Raw genomic sequence first — 23,138 nt, forward strand, 5'->3', positions numbered from 1 at the left:
GGCCGTAGGGTCGCCGGGCATGGAGGTCCTCTCGCGCGCCGACGCCCGCAGGCTCGCGGTGCGCGCGCAGCTGCTGACCGCGGAACGCCCGACGGACGTCCACGACACCGTCCGCCGGCTGACCATGGTCCAGCTGGAGCCCACCAGCGCGATCGCGCCCAGCGCGGACCTGGTCCTCTGGAGCCGCCTGGGCTCCGCGTACGACCCGGCCGAGCTGGCGGACGCCCTCGACGAGCTGACCCTGCTCGACTACCGCGGGACCGTCCGGGTCCCGGAGGACATCGCGCTGTTCCGCGCGGAGATGGACGCGTGGCCGGGCACGGGGCCGGACGTCAAGGGCTGGCAGCTGGCCAACAGCAGGTGGCTGCACGACAACGAGGGCTGCCGCCAGGAGATCCTCGCGCTGCTGCGCTCCGACGGCCCGCTGACCGCGCGCGAGCTCCCCGACACCTGCGTGCGGCCGTGGCAGTCGAGCGGCTGGAACAACAACCGCAACGTCGTGATGATGCTCGAGGTCATGGTGCACAACGGCGACGTGGCGGTCGCCGGGCGCCGCGGCCGCGACCGGCTCTGGGACCTGGCCGAGCGCATCTACCCGGACGACCCGGGCCCGCCGGTGCAGGAGGCCCTCCGCATCCGGGACGAGCGGCGCCTGCGGGCCCTCGGCATCGCGCGCCCGACCGGCACCGAGCAACCCGTCGAGCCGGTGGCCGTCGGCGAGGCGGGCGTGCCGGCGGCCGTCGAGGGCGTCCGGGGCACCTGGCGGGTCGACCCGGAGCTCCTGGGCGGCCCGTTCGAGGGCCGCGCGGCGCTGCTGTCGCCCTTCGACCGGCTGCTGAGCGACCGCAAGCGGATGGCCGAGATCTTCGAGTTCGAGTACGCGCTCGAGATGTTCAAGCCGGTCGGCGGCCGCCGGTGGGGGTACTACGCGCTCCCGATCCTGGTGGGCGACCGGCTGGTCGGGAAGCTCGACGCGGCCGCGGACCCGAAGACCGGCGTGCTGCGCGTGCACGCGATCCACCGGGACGGGGAGTGGACCGCCGACGAGAGCGCAGCGGTCGACGGCGAGATCGAGGACCTGGCGCGGTGGCTGGAGCTGGACCTGGTGCTGCCCGACTGAGTCAGAGCCCGACCATCCGCATCCCGGCCTCGTTGTAGCGGTTGCCGTGCACGCCGATCCGGTCGGCGGCGGACGTGATCTCGGCGAGGTCGTCGGCCGTCAGCTCGAGGTCGGCGGCGCCGAGGTTCTCCTCGAGCCGGCTGAGCCGCCGGGTGCCGGGGATCGGCACGATCCACGGCCGCTGCGCGAGCAGCCAGGCGATGGCGACCTGCGCCGGCGTCGCGCCCTTCCGGCCGGCGACCTGCGTGACCAGCTCGACGAGGGCCTGGTTGGCCTGCCGGTTCTCCTCGCTGAACCGCGGGATCGTCGCGCGGATGTCCTTCTCGGTGAACGAGGTCGACACGTCGACAGTGCCCGTGAGGAACCCCTTGCCCAGCGGGCTGAACGGCACGAAGCCGATGCCGAGCTCCGCGAGCACCGGCAGCACCTCGGCCTCGGGGTCGCGGGTCCACAGCGAGTACTCGCTCTGCAGGGCGGTGACGGGCTGCACGGCGTGGGCTCGACGGATCGTGCCGACGCCCGCCTCCGACAGCCCGAAGTGGCGGACCTTCCCGGCGGCGATCAGCTCCTTGACGGCCCCGGCGACGTCCTCGATGGGCACGTCGGGGTTGACGCGGTGCTGGTAGAAGAGGTCGATCACGTCGGTGCCGAGGCGCTGCAGCGAGGCGTCGGCTACCTGCTTGATGTGCTCCGGCCGGCTCGACAGCCCGTGGTGCGAGCCGTCCGCGTGCAGGTCGAACCCGAACTTCGTCGCGATGACCACCCGGTCCCGGACGGGCTTCAGGGCCTCGCCGACGAGCTCCTCGTTGACGAACGGGCCGTACACCTCGGCGGTGTCGAAGAACGTGACCCCGCGGTCGACCGCGCCCCGCAGGACGCCGATCATCTCCTGCCGGTCGCCCGGGTTCGGCCCGTAGCTCTGGCTCATGCCCATGCAGCCGAGGCCGATCGCGGAGACCTCGAGTCCCTGTCCGAGAGTGCGCGTGTCCATGCCTCGACGCTACGTGCGGGTCCGCCGACGAAGGAGGCCCTGTCAGTACCGGGTTCGCGTGCCAGACTCGCGGCGTGAGCGCATTCACGGGCCGCGACGTGCAGTCGGCGATCTACCGGGCCGGGGTGTTCGGCCGCCGGCCCGTCGTCCCCACCGAGCCCGCGCGGCTCGCCGCGGCCGCCCGGCGGAGGCTGAGCACCGAGGCGTGGGCGTACCTGGCGGGCAGCGCCGGCCAGCAGCAGACCGCCCGCGCCAACCGGGAGGCGTTCGACCGCCACCGCCTGGTGCCGCGGATGCTGGTCGACGTCGAGACACGGGACACCTCGGTCGAGCTGTTCGGCCGTCGGCTCCCCGCGCCGCTGCTCTTCGCGCCGATCGGCGTGCTGGAGATGGCGCACCGCGACGCCGACCTCGGGGCCGCCCGGGCGGCCAAGGCGCTGGGCCTGCCGATGGTCATCTCGTCGCAGGGCTCGGTCCCGATGGAGGACACCGCCGCGGCGCTCGGCGACTCGCCCCGCTGGTTCCAGCTCTACTGGAGCAAGGACGACGACGTCGTCGACTCGTTCGTCGACCGCGCCGCGGCCGTCGGCAGCGACGCGATCGTCGTCGCGCTCGACACCCACGTGCTCGGCTGGCGGACCAAGGACCTCGACCTCGGCTACCTGCCCTTCGCGCGCGGCGAGGGCATCGCGCAGTACACCAGCGACCCGGCCTTCCGCCGGCTCGTGCACGCCCGGGCCGCGGTGGCGACGCCGTCGACGGACCGCCCCACCCCGGCCGCCGTCCGCGCCCTGCTGTCGATGGCCCGGCACTACCCCGGCGACCTGCGCGCCAACCTGCGCTCCCCCGTGCCGCGCGCGGCCGTCGAGACGTTCCTCGACGTGTTCTCCCGCTCGTCTCTGACCTGGGACGACCTGGCCCGGCTGCGGGAGCGCACCGCGCTTCCGATCGTGCTCAAGGGGATCCAGCACGCCGACGACGCACGGCTCGCCCTCGACCACGGGGTCGACGGCATCGTCGTGTCCAACCACGGCGGCCGCCAGGTCGACGGCGCGGTCGGGTCGCTGGACGCGCTGCCCGGCGTCGTCGAGGTGGTCGACGGACGGGTCCCGGTGCTGTTCGACAGCGGCGTCCGCAGCGGCGCCGACGTGCTCAAGGCGCTCGCGCTCGGCGCCCGCGCCGTGCTCGTCGGCAGACCGTGGGTCTACGGGCTCGCGCTCGCCGGCGCCGACGGTGCGCGGGCCGTGATGGAGCACGTGTGGGCCGAGCTCGACCTGACGATGGCGCTGTGCGGCGTGCGGTCGATCGACCAGATCGGCCCCGACCTCCTCGTGAGCGCGCCGTGACGGCCGACGGGGCGCCTGTGCTCTCGATGATGCTGGCGGTCCCCGACGCGGCGGCCGCGGCCCGCTGGTACGGCAGCGCGCTGGGCGCGACGATCCTGTGGGACCTCGGGTCCGTGGTCGGGCTCGACCTCGCCGGGGCGCCGTTCTTCCTCGGCGAGCCGCAGGGCAACCGCTGGGACACCCCCGAGACGCTGGGCAGCCGGACGGTCCGCGTCGAGGTCTTCGTCGACGACCCGGACGCGTTCGTCGCCCGCGCCGTCGCGGCCGGGGCGGACGGCACGTTCGACCAGGTCCGCGACCACGAGATGCCGTGGGGCCCCCATCGGCAGGGCAGCTTCGTCGACCCGTTCGGCCACCTGTGGCTCGTCGGCGACCGCTCGCCGCTGCGCGCGCACGTGATGCCCACCCCCGCCACTCCCGCGGACGTCGACGCGATCCACGCCCTGCGCCGGTCGCTCGAGGACTGGATGGCCGAGAACGGCACGGTCCAGTGGCCGCAGGGCTCGCTGCCGCGGGAGCGCATCGCCGCACAGGTCGACGCCGGCGAGTGGCACCTGGTCCGCGACGGCTCCGGCCTCGTCGGCACCGTCCGGCTGCTGTGGTCGGACCCGGACTTCTGGGGTGCCGACGACACACCCGCGGTCTACGTGCACGGCCTCATGGTCGATCGACGGCACGCCGGCCGCGGCACCGGCAGGGCCCTGCTCGACTGGGCCGCGGCCCGTGGGAGGGACGCCGGGGTCGGCCTGTTCCGGCTCGACTGCCGGACCACCAACCCGACGGTGCGCGCCTACTACGAGGCCTACGGGTTCACGGCCGTCGGGCAGCGCGACTTCGCCGACTTCTCCTGCACGCTGCTCGAGCTGGCACTGCCGGGCCGACCGAGCGGCTGAGACGCGGCGGTCGAGTGAATCGGACGCCGCGGGAGCCTGATCCTCAGGTCCCGCTGCGACCATCGCGCCATGGCCGACGACGCGCTCCCGGCCGCCGGCTGGTACGCCGACGGGACGACCGTCGGGGTGCGCCGGTGGTTCGACGGCGTGGGCTGGACCGAGTACACCTCGCCGGAACCCGAGGCGATGGAGAGCCGGTTCATCGGCGCCGCGGTGCCGTCCCGGCTGGGCCTGTCGCTCAGCCCCGAGGACGACGCCGACCGGGAGGCCGCGTTCCTCAAGCACCGCATCGGGGAGGCGTGCCGGGTCCGGCGCGGCGCGATCGGCGCGTTCTGCGCCGCCCTCGGGCTCCTCGTGCTGACGGGCGCCGTCAGCCTCGGCCTGGGCGGCCCCGGCGACATCTGGGTCCTCGGGGGGATCGGCGCCGTGTTCCTGGTCGGCCGGGCCCTGCGCAACTACCACCGCGCGGTCTTCCGCGGCGCGCCCCCGCTCTCCGTGGTGGGCTGGCTGCTCGCCGGCGTCGGGCTCGTCGCGGCCCTCGCCCTGTTCATCGCGGTCCCGGTCGAGGCCGCCGGGCAGGCGTCGACGGGGCTCGACGGCCTGGGCGGTCTCGGTGGGCTCAGCGGCCTCGACGGCCTCGGTGGTCTCGGCGGCCTCGGTGGTGTCGGTGGGTAGCGGCCGGCGGCCGGGTGGCGTGACCCGGCCGCCGAGCCGCGCCGCTCAGTAGCCGCGCGAGGTGTTCGCCGCGACCGTCGTGCCCTGCAGGGTGCCGATGTACTCGTCGGCCGTCATCGGCTTGGAGAACATCGGGTAGTCGTAGGTGATCGCGTTGTCGTGCTCGGCCTGGGACGTCGCGCCGACGGCGTCGGTGAGCGTGATGACCTCGAAGCCCTTCTCGTACGCCGAGCGCATGGTCGACTCGACGCAGCAGTTGGTGAGGAAGCCGGCCAGCACCACGGTCGTGATGCCCTTGGACCGCAGGATGAAGTCGAGGTTCGTCGACCCGAAGGCGTCCAGGCCACGCTTGCCCTCGATGACGATGTCGCCCTCGACGGGGGCCACGTCCTCGACGATCGCCGCGCCCCAGGAGCCCTTGACGAAGGCGTTCGAGTCCACGACGCCCTTGAGGATCCCGTAGGGGTGCGCGGTGATCTCGCCGTACCCGGCCTGGAACGCGATCGGGCTGTGGATCACGGTGGCGCCGGCGGCTCGCGTCGCCTCGAGGGCCTTCTGGGCGTTGGCCAGCATGCCGGTGCTCTCCATCACGGGCTGCACCGCGCCGTGCAGGACCCCACCCTCGCTGGTGAAGTCGTTCTGGAACTCGATCAGCACGAGTGCCGTGGTCTCCGGGTTCATCTCTGCTCCATTGCTCGATGTGTGCGGAACGGGCACGCACCCGAGGCTCGCGGGTGCGGTCGGGGCTAGCCTGCGCCTGCGCGCCGAGCCGGACAACCTCGAGATCAGGACGCGACGGTCGACCGCGCCCGCTCGAGGTGACGGCGGACCGCTCGGGGGCCCGACACGTTCAGCACCAGCGACGCCATGGCCAGCGGGACGCTGAACACGAGCGCGCCGACGTCGTGGCCGCTCGACACGGCGACGACGAGTCCGAGCATCGCAGGCAGCGTGGCGAACGAGATGCCGATCCACACCACGGTCCGGACGACCCCGGGGACGAGCTCCGGCGCCAGGCCCTGCCGCGCCGCGAACCGGAGCCGGTTGGGGATCATCAGAGCGGGGACGAACCAGGCCGCGAGCCCGAGCCCGGCGCCGATGAGCAGCCCCGTCGGCGTCACGGTCGGGTTCGGGACGAGGACGAGGACGCCGAGCAGGCCGACCAGCAGCAGCGCACCGCAGTACGCGTACGTGATCGGCGTGAGGGATCTGACCAGCTCGTCGTCGGAGACGGGCGGCGGGGTCTGCGGCAGGGTCACGGGGAGAAGGTAGCGGTCCGTTCTCAGAACCCCGCGGACAGCACCACCGAGAGCGGCACGTTGATCCCACCCGGAGGCAGCGGCGCCCACGGCGGCTGCTCGTACCGGACGACGGTGGGCCGCTCGGGATCGACCAGGTAGCCGGTCCACGTGGCGCCGTCCCAGTACCGCAGGCGCGAGGGCTGGATCGGGTCCGGGTACCAGCTGGCCGGTGTGGTGGGCACGAGCCCAACGTACAGCGCCGGGCAGGGCGACGGCAGCGGCGCCCCGATGCGTCAGTCCGTCGCCGCGCGGGAGGGGGGAGCCGAGCCGATCGACGGCGGCTCGGCCAGGGTCGTCGCGGCCCAGGACGCGAGGAGCTTCAGGCCGTCCGCCGACGGTGAGCCCGGGACGGCCGAGTACACGTTGAGCTGCAGCCCGGGGTCGGCGGGCAGGACGAGGGCCTCGTAGTCGAGCTCGAGCAGGCCGACCGCCGGGTGGTGGAACGTCTTGGTCCCGGAGCGGTGGTAGCGGACGTCGTGCGAGGCCCACAGCCGGCGGAAGTCCTCGCTGCGGGTGGACAGCTCCCCGACCAGGTCGGTCAGGCGCCTGTCGTACGGGTTGCGACCGGCCTCGGCGCGCAGGATCGCGACGGCGTCGTGCGCCATGCGGTCGGCCTTCTCGCCCCAGAACGCTCGCGCGGCGGCGGGGTCGAGGAACTGGAAACGGGCCGTGTTGACCGGCCTGCCGCTCCCCCGCTGCAGCGAGTCGTAGAGCGGCGAGTAGAGCGCGCGGCCCAGCAGGTTGGCGCCGAGCACGTCGAGGCGGCCGTTGCGCACGAACGCGGGCGCGCCGTCGAGGGCGTCGATGATGCGCTGGACGACGGGACGCAGCACGGGAGTCGACGCGTTGCGGGCCCGGGACCGGGCCACCCCCGAGGCGTTGGCGGCGCGGGACAGGTCGAACAGGTGCCCGCGCTCGGCCTCGTCGAGCTGCAGCGCCTCCGCCAGGGCCTCGAGGACCTCCTCGGAGACCCCCGAGAGGTTCCCCCGCTCCATGCGCGTGTAGTAGTCGATGCTCACCCCGGCCAGCATCGCGACCTCCTCACGACGCAGGCCCGGCACGCGCCGGTTGCCGCCGTACGCCGCCAGACCGGCACGATCCGGCGTGATGCGGCCGCGGCGCGTCATGAGGAACTCGCGGGTCTCGGCGCTCAGGTCCATACCGTCGACCGTACGTTCCGGTGCCCGCTGCGGGGAGGTCCTGGCGTTACCGGGTAACGACAGACCCTCCCAGGGGGCTCGACCCGTTCGTACGGTGAACGTCATGACGACCATCCCGACCCTGACCTTGAACAACGGCGTGACGATGCCCGCCCTCGGCTTCGGGGTGTTCCAGACCCCGCCCGCCGAGACCGTCGCGGCCGTCCGCACCGCCCTGGAGGTCGGCTACCGGCACATCGACACCGCCGCCGCGTACGGGAACGAGCGCGAGGTCGGCCAGGCGATCCGCGAGTCCGGCGTGGCCCGCGACGAGGTGTTCGTCGAGACCAAGGTCTGGATCAGCGACTACGGGTACGACGCCACGCTGCACGCGTTCGACAAGTCCGCCGCCAAGCTCGGCGTGGACACGATCGACCTGCTGATCCTGCACCAGGCTCTGCCCGGCCGGTTCGAGCTCACCATCGACGCCTATCGCGCGCTGGAGACGCTGCTGGCCGACGGCAAGGTCGCGGCCATCGGGGTCTCCAACTTCATGCCCGACCACCTCGCCGGGCTGCTCGAGGCCACCACGGTGGTCCCGGCCGTGAACCAGGTCGAGGTCCACCCGTACTTCCGTCAGCCCGGCGTCCTGGCCGCCGACGCCGAGCACGGGATCGTGACGCAGGCCTGGTCGCCCATCGGCGGCATCACGTTCTACCGCGACGCCGGCCACACCTCCACGCTCGAGGACCCGGCCATCGCCGGGATCGCGGCGGCCCACGGCAGGACCCTGGCGCAGGTGATGCTCGCCTGGCACCTGCAGCAGGGCCGCTCCGCCATCCCGAAGTCGGTGACCCCCGCCCGCATCGCCGAGAACTTCGCCGTCGCCGACATCGCGCTCACGGTCGACGAGCTCGCGTCCATCGACGCGCTGGACACGGGGCGTCGCGGAGGACCCGCGCCGGAGGCCGTGACCCTCGAGGCCTTCGGTCGCGACATCCCCGAGGCCTGACCCCCAGCCACAGCAAGGAGCTCCCCCATGCAGTACCGCCCGCTCGGACGCACCGGCGTCCAGGTCAGCCCGCTGTGCCTCGGCGCGATGATGTTCGGCCCCTGGGGCAACGACGACCGCACCGACACGACGCGGATCATCCATCGCGCGCTCGACGCCGGGATCAACGTCGTGGACACGGCCGACGTGTACTCCGCCGGGGTGTCCGAGCAGATCGTCGGCCAGGCGCTGACCGGCCGCCGCGACGACGTGTTCCTGGCGACCAAGTTCTTCATGCCCATGGGCGACGGCCCGAACCAGGGCGGGGGGTCACGCCGGTGGATCATCCGCGCCGTCGAGGACTCGCTCCGACGCCTGGGCACCGACCACATCGACCTCTACCAGGTGCACCGACCCAGCCCGGACACCGACGTCTCCGAGACGCTCGGGGCCTTGAGCGACCTGGTCCACCAGGGCAAGGTCCGCTACATCGGGTCCTCGTCGTACTCCGGGTCGCAGATCGTCGAGGCCCAGGCCGTCTCGCGCGAGCGGCACCTGGAGCGGTTCGTCACCGAGCAGCCCCCGTACTCGATCCTCGTGCGCGGCGTCGAGGAGGACGTCCTGCCCACCACCCGGCGCCACGGCATGGGCACGCTCACCTACAGCCCGCTGGCGGGCGGCTGGCTCTCGGGCCGCTGGCGCAAGGACTCCGCAGGTGCGCCGACCTCGTCGGCCCGCCCGAGCGCGCGGTTCGACATGACCAGCCCCGCCAACCAGCGCAAGCTCGACGCCGTCGAGGACCTCGCCCTGCTCGCCGAGGAGGCCGGGCTCAGCCTGATCGAGCTGGCGATCGCGTTCGTCGTCAACCACCCCGGCGTGACCTCGGCGATCGTGGGCCCGCGCACCATCGAGCAGCTCGAGTCCTACCTGCCCGCCGCCGAGCTCACCCTGAGCCCCGATGTGCTCGACCGCATCGACCAGATCGTCGCGCCGGGCGTGACGATGAACCCGGACGACAACAGCTACGGTGCCCACGAGCTCACCGCCGCCGCCCGGCGCCGCTGATCGCTGCCGCTCTCGACGCTGCGACGTCATTGCACCAGTCGTAGGCCCGCGAGCAGACTGAGGTGCGCCCGGGACGTCGAGACCCGGGGAAGGGCGGCCGAGGATGGCCGATCTGCAGAGCGGAACCGTCAGCCAGGCGGAGCACGATCTCCTGCGGCGCGCCTACGACGACGCCACCGACCAGTTCGCGGCCGCGAACGCCGTCCTCACCGCGCTGGGATCGGCCGCCGACCCCGACGCCGTCCTCGACACGATCGTGCACACCGCGCGGCGCCTGTGCCGGGCCCAGACCGTGCTGGTCTACCTCATCGACGGCGACCGGTTCACGCTCGCGTCGTCCGTGGGCCTGACCGACGAGCTGCGGCACTACTGGCGCGAGCACCCGATCCGGGTGGACGGCGACACGATCGTGGGGCGAGCCGCGACGGGCCGGAAGGTCCAGCAGATCTCCGACGTCCTCGTCGACCCCGCCTATCGCCGGCGCGATCTCCAGGAGATGGTCGGGTTCCGCACCGTGGTGGCGGCCCCGATGATGCTGGACGACGAGGTGGTGGGCGCCCTGTCGCTCCTGCGCAGCGAGGTGGAGCCGTTCGACCCGGGTGCGGTCACCCTCCTCGAGGCGTTCGCCGCGCAGGCCGCGATCGTCGTGCGGCACGTGGACCTGCTCGCGGCGCTCGACGCCCGCGGGGCCGAGCTCGCGCGGCGCGTCGACCAGCTCGAGGCGCTGAGCTCGGTCGGCGGGATCGTCAGCTCCAGCCTCGTCCTCGACGAGGTCCTGGCCACCATCATCAAGAACGCCGTGCGCTTCTCGGGCTGCGACGGCGGCTCGATGATGGAGTACCTCGAGGAGGACCAGCTGTTCTCCGTCCGCAGCGCGTACGCGAGCAGCCCCGAGCTCCTGGCCGCGCTCCGCTCGGTGCCGATCGAGCTCCACGCCACGCTGGTCGGGCGTGCCGCGCTCGAGCGCCACCCGGTGGCCGTACCCGACCTGGACGAGGTCGACCTCGACCCCCACCTGGCGGTGCTGCACGCCGACGGCTGGCGCTCGGTGCTCGCGGTCCCCGTGCTGCGCGGGGAACGGATCGTCGGCGCGCTCGTCGTGCGCCGCCGCTCGCCCGGGGCGTTCGCGCAGGAGACCATCGACTTCCTGGAGACGTTCGCCAGCCAGTCGGCCCTCGCCGTGACCAACGCCCGGCTGTTCCGCGAGCTCGAGGTCAAGACGGCCGAGCTCGAGGTGGTGAGCCAGCACAAGTCGGACTTCCTGGCGAGCATGTCCCACGAGCTCCGGACGCCCCTCAACGCCGTGATCGGGTTCTCCGAGGTCCTCCTCGAGAGGCTCTTCGGCGACATCAACGAGCGCCAGGAGGAGTACCTGCGCGACATCCTCAGCTCGGGGCAGCACCTGCTCGAGCTGCTGAACGAGATCCTCGACCTCTCGAAGGTGGAGGCGGGGCGCATGGAGCTCGAGCCGTCCACCTTCTCGGTGTCCGCCGCCGTCGACTACGGCGTCGCGACGGTCCGCGGGCGCGCGAACGACCACGGCATCACGCTCGCGTGCACCGTCGACCCGGCGGTCGACGTGATCGAGTCCGACGAGCTGAAGTTCAAGCAGGTCCTGGTCAACCTGCTGAGCAACGCCGTGAAGTTCACGCCCGACGGCGGCCATGTCGTCGTCGACGTGCGCCGCGTCGGGCCGGACCTCGAGGTCACCGTCGCCGACGACGGTCCGGGGATCGCGCCGGAGGAGCGGGAGCACATCTTCGAGGCGTTCCAGCAGGGGCGGCGGGGCGCGCCGAAGGAGGAGGGCACGGGGCTCGGCCTGACCCTCTGCCGACGCCTCGTCGCGCTGCTCGGCGGTCGGATGTGGCTGGAGACCGACGTCGGCGTCGGCAGCACGTTCGGCTTCGTCGTCCCCGTCGACACCGCGCCGCGCGCCGGCGCGGACGGGGCACGCGACGATGCGCCCGTCGTCGTGGTGGTCGACGACGACCGCGCCTCGCTCGACCTGCTCGCGGCCTACCTCGACGGCCTCGGCGTCCGGGTGGTCCGGGCGCGCGACGGCCGGTCGGGGCTCCACGAGATCCGTTCGTCGCTGCCCGCCGCGGTCGTGCTGGACCTGCGTCTCCCGGGCCTGGACGGCTGGCAGGTCCTCGAGCGCCTGAAGGCGGACGAGGCCACGCGCGACATCCCGGTCGTCATCGCGTCGATCGTCGACGAGCGCTCCCGCGGCCTCGCCATGGGCGCGACGGAGTACCTGATCAAGCCCGTCGGCCGCGACGACCTGGTCGCCGCACTGCGCAGCTGCGGGTGCCTGCCCGCCGACGCCGACGTCACCACCGGAAGGGGGCGGGGATGACGACCGGTCGCATCCTCGTGGTCGAGGACAACGCGTTGAACCTCAAGCTGATCCGCGACGTGCTCCAGGTCCGCGGCTACGACGTCGTCGAGGCCAGGTCGGGCGAGGAGGGCGTCGACCGGGCGCACGAGTGCTGCCCGGACCTCGTCCTCATGGACCTCCAGCTCCCGGGCATCGACGGGGTGGAGGCACTGCACCGGATCCGTCTGGACCCCGTGGTCGCCGACGTCCCCGTGGTCGCCGTCACCGCGTTCGCGATGCAGGCGGACCGCGACCGGGCGCTCGCCGACGGCTTCGACGGCTACCTGTCGAAGCCGATCAGCGTCCGCGCGCTGCCCGCCCAGGTCGACGCGTTCCTCGTCAGCGGCCACGCCCATGCCTGATCCGGTGTCCGTCCTCGCCGTCGACGACGTGCCGCAGAACCTGCGGCTGCTGCAGGCGGTGCTGGAGCCGCGGGGCTACCGGCTGGTCCTCGCGGGGTCGGGCGAGGAGGCCCTGCGCGTCCTGGAGGACCCGACCCAGCCCGTCGACCTGGTCCTGCTCGACATCGTCATGACCGGGATCGACGGCTACGAGGTCTGCCGCCGGGTCCGGGCGGACCCGGCCACCGCGTACCTGCCGGTGGTGATGATCACGGCGAGCGGCGACCAGGAGAAGCTGCGCGCCATCGAGGCCGGCGCCGACGACTTCGTCACGAAGCCCTTCAACCAGGGCGAGCTTGTGGCCCGCGTGGCGTCACTGGCCCGCGTGAAGAAGTACCAGGACACGATCGCGCGGCAGGCGGCCGAGCTGGCGGAGTGGAACCGGGACCTCGAGGCACGCGTCCGCGCCCAGGTCGACGAGCTGCAGCGGCTGAGCCGGCTCCGGCGGTTCCTCCCCCCACAGCTGGCCGACCTGGTGATCGACTCCGGCGACGAGTCGCTGCTGGACAGCCACCGCCGGGAGATCGTCGTCGTGTTCTGCGACCTGCGCGGGTTCACGCCGTTCGCGGAGCAGTCGGAGCCCGAGGAGGTGATGTCGGTGCTGCGGGAGTACCACCGGGCGCTGGGCGAGCTCATCGACGAGTACGAGGGGACCCTCGAGCGGTTCACGGGCGACGGGCTGATGGTCTTCTTCAACGACCCGGTGACCTGCGAGGACCCGGCCTGGCGGGCAGTCGCGATGGGGATGGCGATGCAGGACCGGGTGGCCGGCCTCGCCGTCGGCTGGTCCCGCCGGGGTCACGAGCTCGGCTTCGGCGTCGGCGTCGCGCAGGGCTACGCGACGCTCGGCCGGATCGGCTTCGAGGGACGGTCCGACTACGCGGCGATCGGGAGCGTCACCAACCTGGCGGCCCGGCTGTGCGCCGCGGCCGCGGCCGGCCAGGTGCTGGTCAGCCAGCGCGTCTTCTCCGCCGTCGAGGACCGGGTGGACGGTCGGCCGATGGGTGAGCTCGACCTGCGGGGCTTCAGCCGGCCGGTGGGGACGTTCGCCGTCGAGAGCGCAGGGGTGAGGCAGCCGTGACCACGCTGGAGGAGCTGGACGAGGTCGGGCGCCAGGCGCGGTTCGAGGTGCTCCAGCAGCGGATGCGCTCGGTGTGGGACGTCATGCGGCGCGACCACGAGGACGAGTCGGTCGTGGTCGTCCCGTCGGTGGCGGTCGACGGGCTGTCCGTCGGGAGCGCCGGACTGGTGCAGGCGTACGAGGAGCGCTTCCTGTTCCTGCTGCTCCTGCTGCGGCAACCGCTGCTGCGGATGACGTACGTGACCTCGACGCCGATCAAGGACAGCATCATCGAGTACTACCTCGCCCTGCTCCCCGGCGTGATCCCCAGCCACGCCCGCGCACGGCTCACGCTTGTCTCGGTCGACGACGCCACGCTGCGCCCGCTCAACGAGAAGCTCCTCGACCGGCCCCGGCTGATCGCCTCCATCGTGGCGGCGATCCCGAACCGCGAGCGCTGCCACCTCATCGCGTACAGCACCACGGAGCGGGAGCGCGACCTGGCGCTCCACCTCGGGATCCCGATGTACGGCTCGGACCCGGGGCTGGCCGACCTCGGCAGCAAGACGGGCTGCCGTCGCCTGTTCGCCGAGGAGGGCGTGCTGCACCCCTTCGGCGCCGAGGACCTGCACAGCCGCGAGGACGTCGTCGACGCGATCGTGCGCATGCTCGCCGCCGGGCCGGGCAGCGGGCAGGTGATCGTGAAGCTGAACGACGGCGTCTCCGGGAGCGGCAACGCCGTCGTCGACCTGGCGGGCCTCACGTCGCCGGCCGACCCGGCGGACGTGCGCGCGCGGGTCGAGGCCCTCGAGCTGGAGTCGCCGACCCTGAGCCGCGCCCAGTACTGGGAACGGTTCACCGGCGGCGGCATCGTCGAGGAACGCGTCACCGGCACCGAGCTGCGCAGCCCGAGCGTGCAGCTGCGCGTCCTGCCCGACGGCACGGTCGAGCTGCTCTCCACCCACGACCAGCTGCTCGGCGGGCCCAGCGGGCAGCGCTACCTGGGCTGCACGTTCCCCGCCGACCCGGCGTACTCGCGCCTGATCAGCGAGCCCGCCGAGGTCATCGGCCGCCGCCTGGCGCGGGAAGGTGTCCTGGGCCGGTTCGCCGTCGACTTCGTCGTCGTCCGCGACGCGTCGGGCGCCTGGACCGCGCACGCCATCGAGCTGAACCTGCGCAAGGGCGGGACCACGCACCCGTTCCTCACCCTGCAGTTCCTCACCGACGGCCGCTACGACGGACCCTCCGGCCGTTACCTCACGTCCACCGGCGACGAGAAGCACCTCGTCGCGACCGACCACCTCGAGGCACCCGAGCTGCGCGCCCTGCGGGTGGTCGACCTGTTCGACGTCGTGGCGCGGCACGGCCTCCACTTCGACCAGTCCCGGCAGACGGGCGTCGTGTTCCACATGATCAGCTGCCTGACGGAGCTGGGCCGCGTGGGCCTGACCGCCGTCGGGGACACGCCGGAGCAGGCGATGGACCTGTACGCGCGAGCCGAGGAGGTCCTCCTCGCCGAGGCCGCGGCGGCCGGGCGCGCGCGGGCGCTGCCGGGATGACGACGGACGCCGTCGACCACGTCTGGTACGTCGCCTACGGCTCGAACCTGAGCGCGGACCGGTTCGGTTTCTACCTGCACGGCGGGCGCCCGCCGGGGAGCCTGCGGACCTACCCCGGGTGCCGCGACCGGACCGAGCCCGCGCGTACCGTCCGCCTCGTCGTCCGCGGGAGCCTGTCGTTCACGGGGGCGTCGAAGGCCTGGGGCGGGGGCACCGCGGTCTTCGACCCGGACGGGGACGGCCGCGTCGCCGCGGTCGCCTACCTGCTGCGCACCGGGCAGCTGGCGGACGTCCTGGCCCAGGAGATGCGCCGCGACCCCGGCGAGGACCTGGACCTGCAGATGCTCCGTCGCGAGGGACGGCACCGCTACGGGCCCGGGCGCTACGAGACGATCGTGCACCTGGGGGCACGCGACGGGATCCCGCTGGTCACCCTGACGTCCGAGCCGTTCGACGACGCGCCGCTGGCGACGCCGACCCAGGCCTACCTGCGAACGATGGAGACCGGCCTGCGCGAGACGCACGGGTGGGGTCCCGCCGAGGTGCGTGCGTACCTCGCCGCGATCCCGGGCATGAGCGCGTCGCTCTGAGGGGACGCGTCAGGGGAACCCGGACGGACCGGATGTATCAGGCCGGTCCCGCCCGGTTCCTGACAGCGCGGCAAACCCGCCACCCCCCTCTACCGTGCCGACACTGGAGAGCACCGTCATGAGCAAGGTCCTGTTCACCCTCACGCCGATCACCGGGCACGTGCGACCCGCGCTGCCGATCGTGCGGGCCCTGGTCGACGCCGGTCACGACGTCGACGTCTACACCGGCAGCAAGTTCGCCGGCGCCGTCGAGGCCACCGGCGCGCGGTACGTCCCCATGACCCTCGGCCGCGACGAGGACGACTCCGACGTCAGCGCCTGGTCCGACGCGAACGGCGCCCCCGGGCCCGGCCTGCGCCGGCTGCGCTGGGAGGTCGTGCACCTCTTCGTGCGGACCGTGCCCGCCTACGTCGACGACGTCTCCGCCTACCTGGCCGCCGAGCAGCCCGACGTCGCCGTCGTGGAGAGCGCGTTCGTCGCCGGGGCGCTCGCCGCCCGGCGGCACGGCGTGCCGTCGGTCCAGCTGTCCGTCCTGCCCCTGCAGCTCTCCGGCCGCGACGTCCCGCCCTTCGGGCCCGGCCTGCAGCCGCCGCGCCACGCGCTCGACCGCCTCAAGCAGCGGGCGCTGACCCTGCTGATCCAGAAGGTCGTCTTCCGCGACGCGCAGCGCGAGGCGCAGCTCGTCGCCCAGCAGGTGGGCGCCGGCGACCTCGACGTCTTCTTCTTCGACTGGGTCGGGACGATCGCCGACCGGCTGCTGCAGGCGTCGGTGCCCGGGTTCGAGTACCCGCGCCTGGAGCCGCACCCCGAGCTCGAGTTCGTCGGCCAGATCACGCCGCGCGGCGTCGACGCGTTCGACGAGCCCGCCTGGTGGTCGGACGTCCTGGCGGCCCGCGAGGCCGGGCGGCCCGTCGTCCTGGTGACGCAGGGGACGATCGCCACCGACCCCGACCGGCTGCTGCGCCCGACCCTCGAGGGGCTGGCGGACCAGGACGTGCTCGTGGTCGCGACGACCGCGATCGGGGAGCCCGACGAGGTCGTGCCCGACCGGCCGGCGAACGTGCGCGCCGCGCGGTTCGTGCCGTTCGAGCACCTGCTGCCCCTGGTCGACGTGATGGTGACCAACGGCGGCTTCGGCGGGGTCCAGCAGGCGCTCGCGCACGGCGTCCCGCTCGTCGTCGCCGGACGGACCGAGGACAAGGCCGAGGTCACCGCCCGGGTCGTCTGGTCGGGCACCGGGGTCGGGGTCCGCACCGACGCACAGGACGTGGCCTCGGCCGCCGCCGTCCGCTCCGGCGTGCTGGAGGTGCTGGCCGACCCGTCCTACCGGCGGCGTGCGACCGAGCTCGCTGCGGAGTACGCGCGCTACGACGCGGTCGCCCGCACGGTCGAGGTCGTCGAGGAGACGGCGCGGGAGCGCGCGACGGTCGGCGCCTGAGTGGTCTCGGAGCGCGCACCCAAGGCTGTGCGTGCTCCGAGAATCCGCTGAGAATGCGCCCCTAGCGTCACGCAGGCATCCCCATCGACGGAGGTCGGCGTGAACGAGGTCAACGGTCTTCCCACCCACATCCTGCTCGTGCACGCGGTCGTCGTGCTGCTGCCCCTCGCCGCCGTGCTCGTGGCGGTGACCGCGTGGTGGCCGGTGCTGCGCCGCAGGCTCGGCGTCATCACCCCGATCCTCACGGTCGGCTCCACGCTCCTGGTCCCGCTCACGACGCACTACGGGGAGTGGCTCGAGGGCCGGGTGCCGCACTCGGACCTGGTCGAGAAGCACGCCGGCCTGGGCGACGGGGTCCTGCCGTGGGCCCTCGCCCTGTCCGCGCTGTCCGTCGCGATCTGGCTCTGGGGTCGGTACGTCGACCACCAGGACGGGGCGCGGACCGCCCGGGACCGGTGGATCGGCATCGTCGGTGGGGTGCTGGCCGTGGTGGTCGCCGCGGGCACCGTCGTCGCCGTGGTGAAGGCCGGCGACTCGGGCGCGCAGGCCACGTGGGACGGCAAGGTCTCCACGCAGCAGTCCGGGGACGGCGACGACTGACGTCGGGTCGACGGAACGGCGAGAACCGCGATCACCGTGACGACCGAAATCCGGGGTCGAGTCAGCGTGAGCGCGCGTCCGAGCCCAGCGGTTCGTGGGTCGCGGCCCAGCTGGCGAGCAGCTGGAGGCGTTCGGCCGTCGGGCTGTTGGGCTCGGCGGTGTAGATCGTCAGGGTGATGGCGTGCTCGGCGACGAGCTCCATGGCCTGGTAGTGGACCTCAAGATCGCCGACGACCGGGTGGTGGAAGTCCTTGGTCCCGGTGGAGTGCTGCCGGACGTCCTGGGCGGCCCAACGCCGGCGGAACTCCTCGCTCCGGGTCGACAGCTCACCGATCAGGTCCTGCAGTCCCTTGTCGTAGGGGTCCCGCCCGGCCTCGGCACGAAGGATCGCGACGTCGTTGTCGGCGATGCGGTCCCAGTCGCCGTAGAAGCGTTCGGAGCGGTCCCGGTGCAGGTAGGTGAACCGCGCGAAGTTCGGTGGCGTGCCTGTGACGTCGTAGATGTCGTCGTAGAAGGCGCGGGCCAGAGCGTTCGTCGCGACGATGTCCATGCGCCCGTTGCGGATGAACGCGGCCGCTCCGGTGATCGCGTCGAGCATCGCCTGCTGCGCGGGCGTCGCGGTCCAGACCCTCTCCCGGCGACGCGTCCGGGGCCGCCCGGTGCTGCTCGCGGCGTTGGCCAGGTCGAGCAGGTACTGACGTTCGGCGTCGTCGAGGCGCAGCGCGTCGGCGATCGCGTGCAGCACGGCATCGGACGCGCCGGCGAGGTTCCCGCGCTCGAGGCGCGTGTAGTACTCGATGCTCAGGTTCGCCAGGGATGCGACCTCGCCGCGACGCAGCCCGGCCACGCGTCGGGCGGACCCGGAGGGCAGGCCGACCTGTTCGGGGGTGAGCCTTCCGCGGCGCGAGACCAGGAAGGCGCGTGCCTCTCCGGTGGTGTCCATCCCTCGACGGTATCTGCGGGTCGCCGGCCGTGGGGTGCCCTGCCAGGGCACCTCAGAGCAGAGACTCCCTGTCCGCACGCCGGGCGGCTTTCCTTGCGGGAGCCCCGAAAACCGTCTGGATGGAGAGCTCGATGCGTGGTGCAGTGCTGTACGGAGCCGGTGACGTGCGGGTGGAGGACCGACCCGACCCCCAGATCGTCGAAGCGACGGATGCGATCCTGCGCCTGGTCGCCACCTGCATCTGCGGATCGGACCTGTGGCCGTACCGGGGCGTCGACGCAGTCGACGAGCCGGTGGCGATCGGCCACGAGTACGTCGGGATCGTCGAGCAGGTCGGCGCCGACGTCACGACGATCACGCCGGGTCAGTTCGTGGTGGGGTCGTTCTTCGCCTCGGACAACACCTGCGCGATCTGTCGGGCCGGCTACCAGACGTCGTGCATCCACCGGCAGCCTGGTGCCGCGACCGGCGGGCAGTCCGAGCTGCTGCGCGTCCCGCTCGCCGACGGCACCCTCGTGGCGACTCCCGGGATCCCGCCGGCCGACCTGATCCCGTCCCTGCTCGCAGCGTCCGACGTGCTCGGCACCGGCTGGTTCGGCGCCGTCGCCGCGGAGGTCGGACCGGGCAAGACCGTCGCCGTCGTCGGCGACGGCGCCGTCGGTCTGCTCGCGATCCTGGCGGCCAGACAGCTGGGTGCCGAGCGGATCATCGCGATGAGCCGGCACGCCGACCGGCAGAGGCTGGCGATCGAGTTCGGCGCGACCGACATCGTCACCGAGCGCGGCGACGAGGGCGTCGAGCGCGTCAAGGAGCTCACTGACGGGCTCGGCGCCCACAGTGTCGTCGAGGCCGTCGGCACCCAGGAGTCGATGATGCAGGCGATCCGCGCCACCCGGCCCGGTGGGCACGTCGGTTACGTCGGCGTCCTGCACGACGTGTCGCTGCCCGGTGAGGAGCTGTTCTTCTCCCACGTGCACCTGCACGGCGGACCCGCACCCGTGCGCCGCTTCCTGCCCGAGCTGATCGACCTGATCTGGACCCGGCAGATCGACCCGGGCAAGGTCTTCGACCTCGAGCTGCCCCTCGAGCAGGCCGCCGACGGGTACCGCGCGATGGACGAGCGCCGCGCGATCAAGGTCCTGCTTCGGCCCTGACCCGATCCGATCCACAGGAAGGACCACCCGTGAGCCTCAGTTACGCCGCACCAGCCGCTCCGGTTGAGACACCCCCTGACCGGCTGCCCTGGCGAGCCCTGTCGGTGTTCGCGCTGCTGGGGTTCCTGCTCATCTCCACCGAGACGATGCCAGCCGGGCTCCTGCCGCAGATCGCCGACGGGATGGGAACCTCCGAGGGGGTCGTCGGCCAGTACGTCAGTGCCTACGCGCTCGGCACCATCGTGGTGACCATCCCGGCGATCGCGCTGACCCGCAGGTTCCGGCGCAAGCCGCTGTTCCTGCTGGGGATCGTCGGCTTCCTGCTGGCCAACCTCCTCACGGCGATCGCCTCGGACGTCCCGCTCGCGCTCGTGGCGCGGTTCGTCGCGGGTGGGTTCTCCGGGATGCTCTGGGGTCTGTTCGCCGGCTACGCGGTCCGGATCAGCCCGCCGGCGCTCACCGGACGCGCGCTGTCGCTCGTCGCCGCCGGTGCACCCGTCGGCATCGCGTTCGGGACACCGCTGGGCACCTGGCTCGGCACTACGTTCGACTGGCGCTGGTCGTTCGGTGGCCTGGCGGTCCTGACGGTCGTGGTCCTGGCTCTGACGGTGCTGCTCGTCCCGGACGCCTCGGGGCAGGCCGCTGCCAACCGGCTCCCGCTCGCCCGCGTCTTCCGCATCCCCGGCGTCGCCGCGATCCTCGCCGTGATCTTCACCTGGATGCTCGGCAACAGCACTGCGTACACGTACATCGCGCCCTACCTGCACGACGCCGGTGCGGGGGTGTCCATCGAGCTCGTCCTGCTCGTCTTCGGCATCGCCTCGATCGGCGGGCTCATCCTGACCGCCGTGCTCGTCGACCGCCACCCCCAGGCCCTGGTCATCCCGTCCATCGCGGTCTTCGCGGTGGCTGGCGTGATCCTCGTCGTCGGCCACGCATCGCCGGTCGCGATCTACGCCGCCGTCGTCCTGTGGGGGCTGACCTTCGGCGGCGCCTCGCCGCAGCTGCAGCGACCGCTCAGCGCCGTCAGCGGGCACAACGCCGACGTGGCGAACTCGTTCCTGCCGGTCGCGTTCAACCTCGCCATCTTCGCCGCGGGCATCCTCGGCGCAATCCTGCTCGGCACGGCGGGTGGCGTTGCCGTTCCACTGACCATGACCGTCTTCGGTCTCGTTGCCCTCCTCGTCATCGTGACGTATCGCCGCTCCGTCTACCCAGGCGGACGATGACCGTTCCGGCCTGGAATCTTGCCCCTGACCTCGCACGATGACTCACTGCCAGGTCGGAACGGGTTCTGCTCGCGAAGCGAACGGCCCACGTCCCAGGCATTCCGGCACCACCGCGGCCCGTCGTCGGTACCGTCGCGCCATGAGGGGACGCGACACCCAGGCCGTCGAACTGGCTGACGGCGCGCCCGCGCAGGAGTCCCAGAACAACGCCGCCGACGCGAGCCCGAGCGCCACCAGGTCGACGAAGAAGCGGCGATGGGCGCTCGCCGGTGGCGCCGCGCTGCTGGTCGCGGCGCTCGCGGCAACCCAGGGCACCATCAGCTGGCGCCAGAACGCAGCCATCGCACGGCTCGCCGCTGTCCAAGGAGTCGTACCCGAGCTCGACGGGCACCTCGACGCCGGAACGAGCTACTCCGCGATGGAGACCAGCGTCCTGGTCGGGTCGCCGGGCGATGGCCGGCTGGTCCGTGGCGCTGATGGCTCCCTGACCTACCGCTGGGGTCCCGCCGACCACCCGACCTGGACAACGCAAGTGCTCGGACCCGTTCCCGCACTGGCCGGTGCGCTGTCCGTGAGCAGCCCGAGCCTGTGCGCGCCCGACGTGACACCGGACGCCGATGCAGCCGACGCCACACGGGTCGTCTGCCTGATCACCGACGGCGGCACGGCGGTCCTCGACGACCAGGGCCAGAGCACAGACGTGCCCGCGACCGCGACGTTCGTCGAGGTTCTCGACACCGCCTCTGGCGCTCCGCTGGCGCGATGGCCCGCACCTGCGACAACGACGTTCACGCTGCTGGACGGGCAGATCGTCGTCGGGACCACGCACGGCACCACCGACATCGTCACCAGCCGCGACGTGCTGTCCGGTGCCGTGACCTGGACCCATGAGGTCCCTCTGGCCGCCGACCCACCGCGCGGCGGTGTGAGCGTCTCCCGCTTCAAGGACATGCTCATCCTGCAGACATCGGCCGGTCGGATCCAGCTGCTGTCCCCGGACGGTCACGTCATCCGCGACGACATCGGCGCCGACTCGAACGCCCTCTGGGGCTGGCAGCCCGGCCCGACCGGCCGGCTCGTCCTGGAATCCTGGGACGAGGCGGGAACCCTCTCCGCGACGCTCCTGGCACCAGACGCGAACCCGGACGCCGACCGGACCCTCACCGGCGGGCTCGCCCAGCCCGGAGTGGATGACGGCAGCGTCCCGGGGCTTCTCATGACCGCGGACACGGCACTGCACGCGTGGGACGCCGACACCGGCGCCCCACGCTGGACCTCGCCGGGCCTGTTCGACCTCGTGGAAGGCCCCACTCGGCCGTCCATCCTCGTCATCCGCAGCCGGGTGTATGTCCTGACCTCGACCGGTGTCCTCGCACTGGACGGGCCCACCGGCGAGCCCCTGTGGCGGATCAAGCCCGACAAGGGGCAGGTCGCGACGACCCTTCTGACGGACGCCCACCACGTGTTCATCGGGTACGAACGCACCGACCAGGCCGGCGACGCACAGCTCGTTGCGTACCCCTTCGACGACGGTGCACCGGCCTGGCACATGGCCTACCCCAACGGGATCGATCACGTCGTGGCCCAGGCCGGCAAGCTCGTCGGCTACGACCACGACTACACGACATTCACGCTCCTGAACTGACTCCGCCCTCGGGGCGACGCCACGATCACGGGCCCCACACGACGTGTCGTAGGGTCTCAGGCGAAGGTGACGGGCCGTCCGGGAGCGCCTGAACCGAACGGGAGTTGTCCCGAGGGTTCTCCCGGCTACGCTCCCCATCCACCGGGCCTCTAGCTCAATTGGCAGAGCAGCGGACTTTTAATCCGCGGGTTGTGGGTTCGATCCCCACGGGGCCCACCGACCCGGACCACCCACCCCGGTGCGTTCCCCGCTGAGCGAACACCGATCCGGAATGGTGACCGGTCGCGGACAGTTCGAATGGGCAGCACAGGCGTTGCCCGTCCTCCCGACGAGCACCGCTCCCCCAGCGAGACGAGGTGTCCGTCCATGACCACCGCGACTGCCGACCAGCGCACGACCACCGCCCAGCTCACGCGGCAGGACCGCTGCGACCGCTGCGGCGCCCAGGCGTACGTCCGGGCGACCCTGCCGTCGGCCGACGGCATGGAGCTGCTGTTCTGCGGCCACCACTTCCGGGCCCACGAGCTCAAGCTGGTCGCCGCCGGCGCCACCATCCAGGACGAGCGGCACCGGATCGACGAGCAGCCGGCCGAGCGGGTCTGACCGGACGACGCCCGAGCC

Annotated in this window: 23 protein-coding genes and 1 tRNA gene; 18 read left to right on the plus strand and 6 right to left on the minus strand. The window is 72.6% G+C overall.

Annotation, left to right across the window (positions count from 1 at the left end):
* Nucleotides 1–19: 19 nt before the first annotated feature.
* Nucleotides 20–1,120, plus strand: coding sequence for a DNA glycosylase AlkZ-like family protein (locus AC1DWH_RS15650; protein WP_477094452.1), 1,101 nt, complete (start codon nt 20–22; stop codon nt 1,118–1,120).
* 1 nt (nt 1,121) lies between these two features.
* On the opposite strand, the gene AC1DWH_RS15655 is transcribed toward AC1DWH_RS15650, so the two are convergent.
* Nucleotides 1,122–2,111 carry an aldo/keto reductase gene (locus tag AC1DWH_RS15655; protein ID WP_477094453.1) on the minus strand — a complete coding sequence of 330 codons (990 nt, stop codon included), beginning with the start codon at nt 2,109–2,111 and terminating at the stop codon, nt 1,122–1,124.
* Nucleotides 2,112–2,185: 74 nt separating this feature from the next.
* Here AC1DWH_RS15655 and AC1DWH_RS15660 point away from each other — a divergent pair, with 74 nt between their 5' ends.
* The 3 genes from AC1DWH_RS15660 to AC1DWH_RS15670 all read left to right on the plus strand — a co-directional run bounded on the left by AC1DWH_RS15660 (nt 2,186) and on the right by AC1DWH_RS15670 (nt 5,025).
* The gene (locus tag AC1DWH_RS15660) at nt 2,186–3,457 is read left to right on the plus strand and encodes an alpha-hydroxy-acid oxidizing protein (RefSeq protein WP_477094454.1); all 1,272 of its coding nucleotides are present in this window, start codon (nt 2,186–2,188) and stop codon (nt 3,455–3,457) included.
* Nucleotides 3,454–4,350 carry a GNAT family N-acetyltransferase gene (locus AC1DWH_RS15665; RefSeq protein WP_477094455.1) on the plus strand — a complete coding sequence of 299 codons (897 nt, stop codon included), beginning with the start codon at nt 3,454–3,456 and terminating at the stop codon, nt 4,348–4,350. Before AC1DWH_RS15660 ends, AC1DWH_RS15665 begins: the two co-directional genes overlap by 4 nt.
* A gap of 69 nt (nt 4,351–4,419) precedes the next feature.
* Complete coding sequence (locus AC1DWH_RS15670) at nt 4,420–5,025, plus strand: DUF2510 domain-containing protein (protein WP_477094456.1); 606 nt, start codon at nt 4,420–4,422, stop codon at nt 5,023–5,025.
* A 45-nt stretch (nt 5,026–5,070) separates the two neighbouring features.
* On the opposite strand, the gene AC1DWH_RS15675 is transcribed toward AC1DWH_RS15670, so the two are convergent.
* From AC1DWH_RS15675 to AC1DWH_RS15690, 4 genes are all read right to left on the minus strand, one after another.
* Complete coding sequence (locus AC1DWH_RS15675; protein ID WP_477094457.1) at nt 5,071–5,706, minus strand: cysteine hydrolase family protein; 636 nt, start codon at nt 5,704–5,706, stop codon at nt 5,071–5,073.
* Between the two features lie 104 nt (nt 5,707–5,810).
* The gene (locus AC1DWH_RS15680; RefSeq protein ID WP_477094458.1) at nt 5,811–6,284 is read right to left on the minus strand and encodes a hypothetical protein; all 474 of its coding nucleotides are present in this window, start codon (nt 6,282–6,284) and stop codon (nt 5,811–5,813) included.
* Between the two features lie 23 nt (nt 6,285–6,307).
* Nucleotides 6,308–6,508, minus strand: a complete 201-nt coding sequence (locus AC1DWH_RS15685; protein ID WP_456845811.1) for a DUF2510 domain-containing protein — start codon at nt 6,506–6,508, stop codon at nt 6,308–6,310.
* A gap of 51 nt (nt 6,509–6,559) precedes the next feature.
* On the minus strand, nt 6,560–7,486 hold the full coding sequence (locus tag AC1DWH_RS15690) for a helix-turn-helix transcriptional regulator (protein WP_477094459.1): 927 nt from the start codon (nt 7,484–7,486) through the stop codon (nt 6,560–6,562).
* 103 nt (nt 7,487–7,589) lie between these two features.
* Here AC1DWH_RS15690 and AC1DWH_RS15695 point away from each other — a divergent pair, with 103 nt between their 5' ends.
* From AC1DWH_RS15695 to AC1DWH_RS15735, 9 genes are all read left to right on the plus strand, one after another.
* Complete coding sequence (locus AC1DWH_RS15695; protein WP_477094460.1) at nt 7,590–8,477, plus strand: aldo/keto reductase; 888 nt, start codon at nt 7,590–7,592, stop codon at nt 8,475–8,477.
* 27 nt (nt 8,478–8,504) lie between these two features.
* Nucleotides 8,505–9,521 (plus strand): aldo/keto reductase, encoded by a 1,017-nt coding sequence (locus tag AC1DWH_RS15700; RefSeq protein WP_477094461.1) that lies wholly within the window; start codon nt 8,505–8,507, stop codon nt 9,519–9,521.
* Nucleotides 9,522–9,624: 103 nt separating this feature from the next.
* Nucleotides 9,625–11,877: a GAF domain-containing protein gene (locus tag AC1DWH_RS15705; protein WP_477094462.1), complete on the plus strand. Its 2,253-nt coding sequence runs from the start codon at nt 9,625–9,627 to the stop codon at nt 11,875–11,877.
* Nucleotides 11,874–12,260, plus strand: coding sequence for a response regulator (locus AC1DWH_RS15710; RefSeq protein WP_477094463.1), 387 nt, complete (start codon nt 11,874–11,876; stop codon nt 12,258–12,260). The genes AC1DWH_RS15705 and AC1DWH_RS15710 overlap by 4 nt, the downstream gene beginning before the upstream one ends.
* Nucleotides 12,253–13,380 carry an adenylate/guanylate cyclase domain-containing protein gene (locus AC1DWH_RS15715; protein WP_477094464.1) on the plus strand — a complete coding sequence of 376 codons (1,128 nt, stop codon included), beginning with the start codon at nt 12,253–12,255 and terminating at the stop codon, nt 13,378–13,380. The genes AC1DWH_RS15710 and AC1DWH_RS15715 overlap by 8 nt, the downstream gene beginning before the upstream one ends.
* Nucleotides 13,377–14,918 carry a peptide ligase PGM1-related protein gene (locus tag AC1DWH_RS15720; RefSeq protein ID WP_477094465.1) on the plus strand — a complete coding sequence of 514 codons (1,542 nt, stop codon included), beginning with the start codon at nt 13,377–13,379 and terminating at the stop codon, nt 14,916–14,918. Before AC1DWH_RS15715 ends, AC1DWH_RS15720 begins: the two co-directional genes overlap by 4 nt.
* A complete protein-coding gene (locus tag AC1DWH_RS15725; RefSeq protein WP_477094466.1) occupies nt 14,915–15,508 on the plus strand; it encodes a histone deacetylase in 594 nt (197 codons plus the stop codon). The genes AC1DWH_RS15720 and AC1DWH_RS15725 overlap by 4 nt, the downstream gene beginning before the upstream one ends.
* 118 nt (nt 15,509–15,626) lie before the next feature.
* Nucleotides 15,627–16,946, plus strand: coding sequence for a glycosyltransferase (locus AC1DWH_RS15730; protein ID WP_477094467.1), 1,320 nt, complete (start codon nt 15,627–15,629; stop codon nt 16,944–16,946).
* 99 nt (nt 16,947–17,045) lie between these two features.
* Nucleotides 17,046–17,546: a DUF2231 domain-containing protein gene (locus AC1DWH_RS15735; protein WP_456846398.1), complete on the plus strand. Its 501-nt coding sequence runs from the start codon at nt 17,046–17,048 to the stop codon at nt 17,544–17,546.
* Nucleotides 17,547–17,607: 61 nt separating this feature from the next.
* On the opposite strand, the gene AC1DWH_RS15740 is transcribed toward AC1DWH_RS15735, so the two are convergent.
* Nucleotides 17,608–18,489 carry a helix-turn-helix transcriptional regulator gene (locus AC1DWH_RS15740; RefSeq protein ID WP_477094468.1) on the minus strand — a complete coding sequence of 294 codons (882 nt, stop codon included), beginning with the start codon at nt 18,487–18,489 and terminating at the stop codon, nt 17,608–17,610.
* A gap of 131 nt (nt 18,490–18,620) precedes the next feature.
* On the opposite strand from AC1DWH_RS15740, the gene AC1DWH_RS15745 reads away from it, so the two are divergent.
* The 5 genes from AC1DWH_RS15745 (at nt 18,621) to AC1DWH_RS15765 (ending at nt 23,120) form a co-directional block, all read left to right on the plus strand.
* Nucleotides 18,621–19,643: a zinc-dependent alcohol dehydrogenase family protein gene (locus AC1DWH_RS15745; RefSeq protein ID WP_477094469.1), complete on the plus strand. Its 1,023-nt coding sequence runs from the start codon at nt 18,621–18,623 to the stop codon at nt 19,641–19,643.
* 29 nt (nt 19,644–19,672) lie between these two features.
* Complete coding sequence (locus tag AC1DWH_RS15750) at nt 19,673–20,872, plus strand: MFS transporter (protein ID WP_477094470.1); 1,200 nt, start codon at nt 19,673–19,675, stop codon at nt 20,870–20,872.
* 139 nt (nt 20,873–21,011) lie between these two features.
* Nucleotides 21,012–22,517: an outer membrane protein assembly factor BamB family protein gene (locus AC1DWH_RS15755; RefSeq protein WP_477094471.1), complete on the plus strand. Its 1,506-nt coding sequence runs from the start codon at nt 21,012–21,014 to the stop codon at nt 22,515–22,517.
* Nucleotides 22,518–22,660: 143 nt separating this feature from the next.
* Nucleotides 22,661–22,733 (plus strand) — tRNA-Lys (locus tag AC1DWH_RS15760).
* A 150-nt stretch (nt 22,734–22,883) separates the two neighbouring features.
* Nucleotides 22,884–23,120 (plus strand): DUF7455 domain-containing protein, encoded by a 237-nt coding sequence (locus AC1DWH_RS15765; RefSeq protein ID WP_477094472.1) that lies wholly within the window; start codon nt 22,884–22,886, stop codon nt 23,118–23,120.
* The last annotated feature ends 18 nt before the right edge of the window (nt 23,121–23,138 follow it).

The organism is Cellulomonas sp. P2_F12 (genome assembly GCF_056403775.1).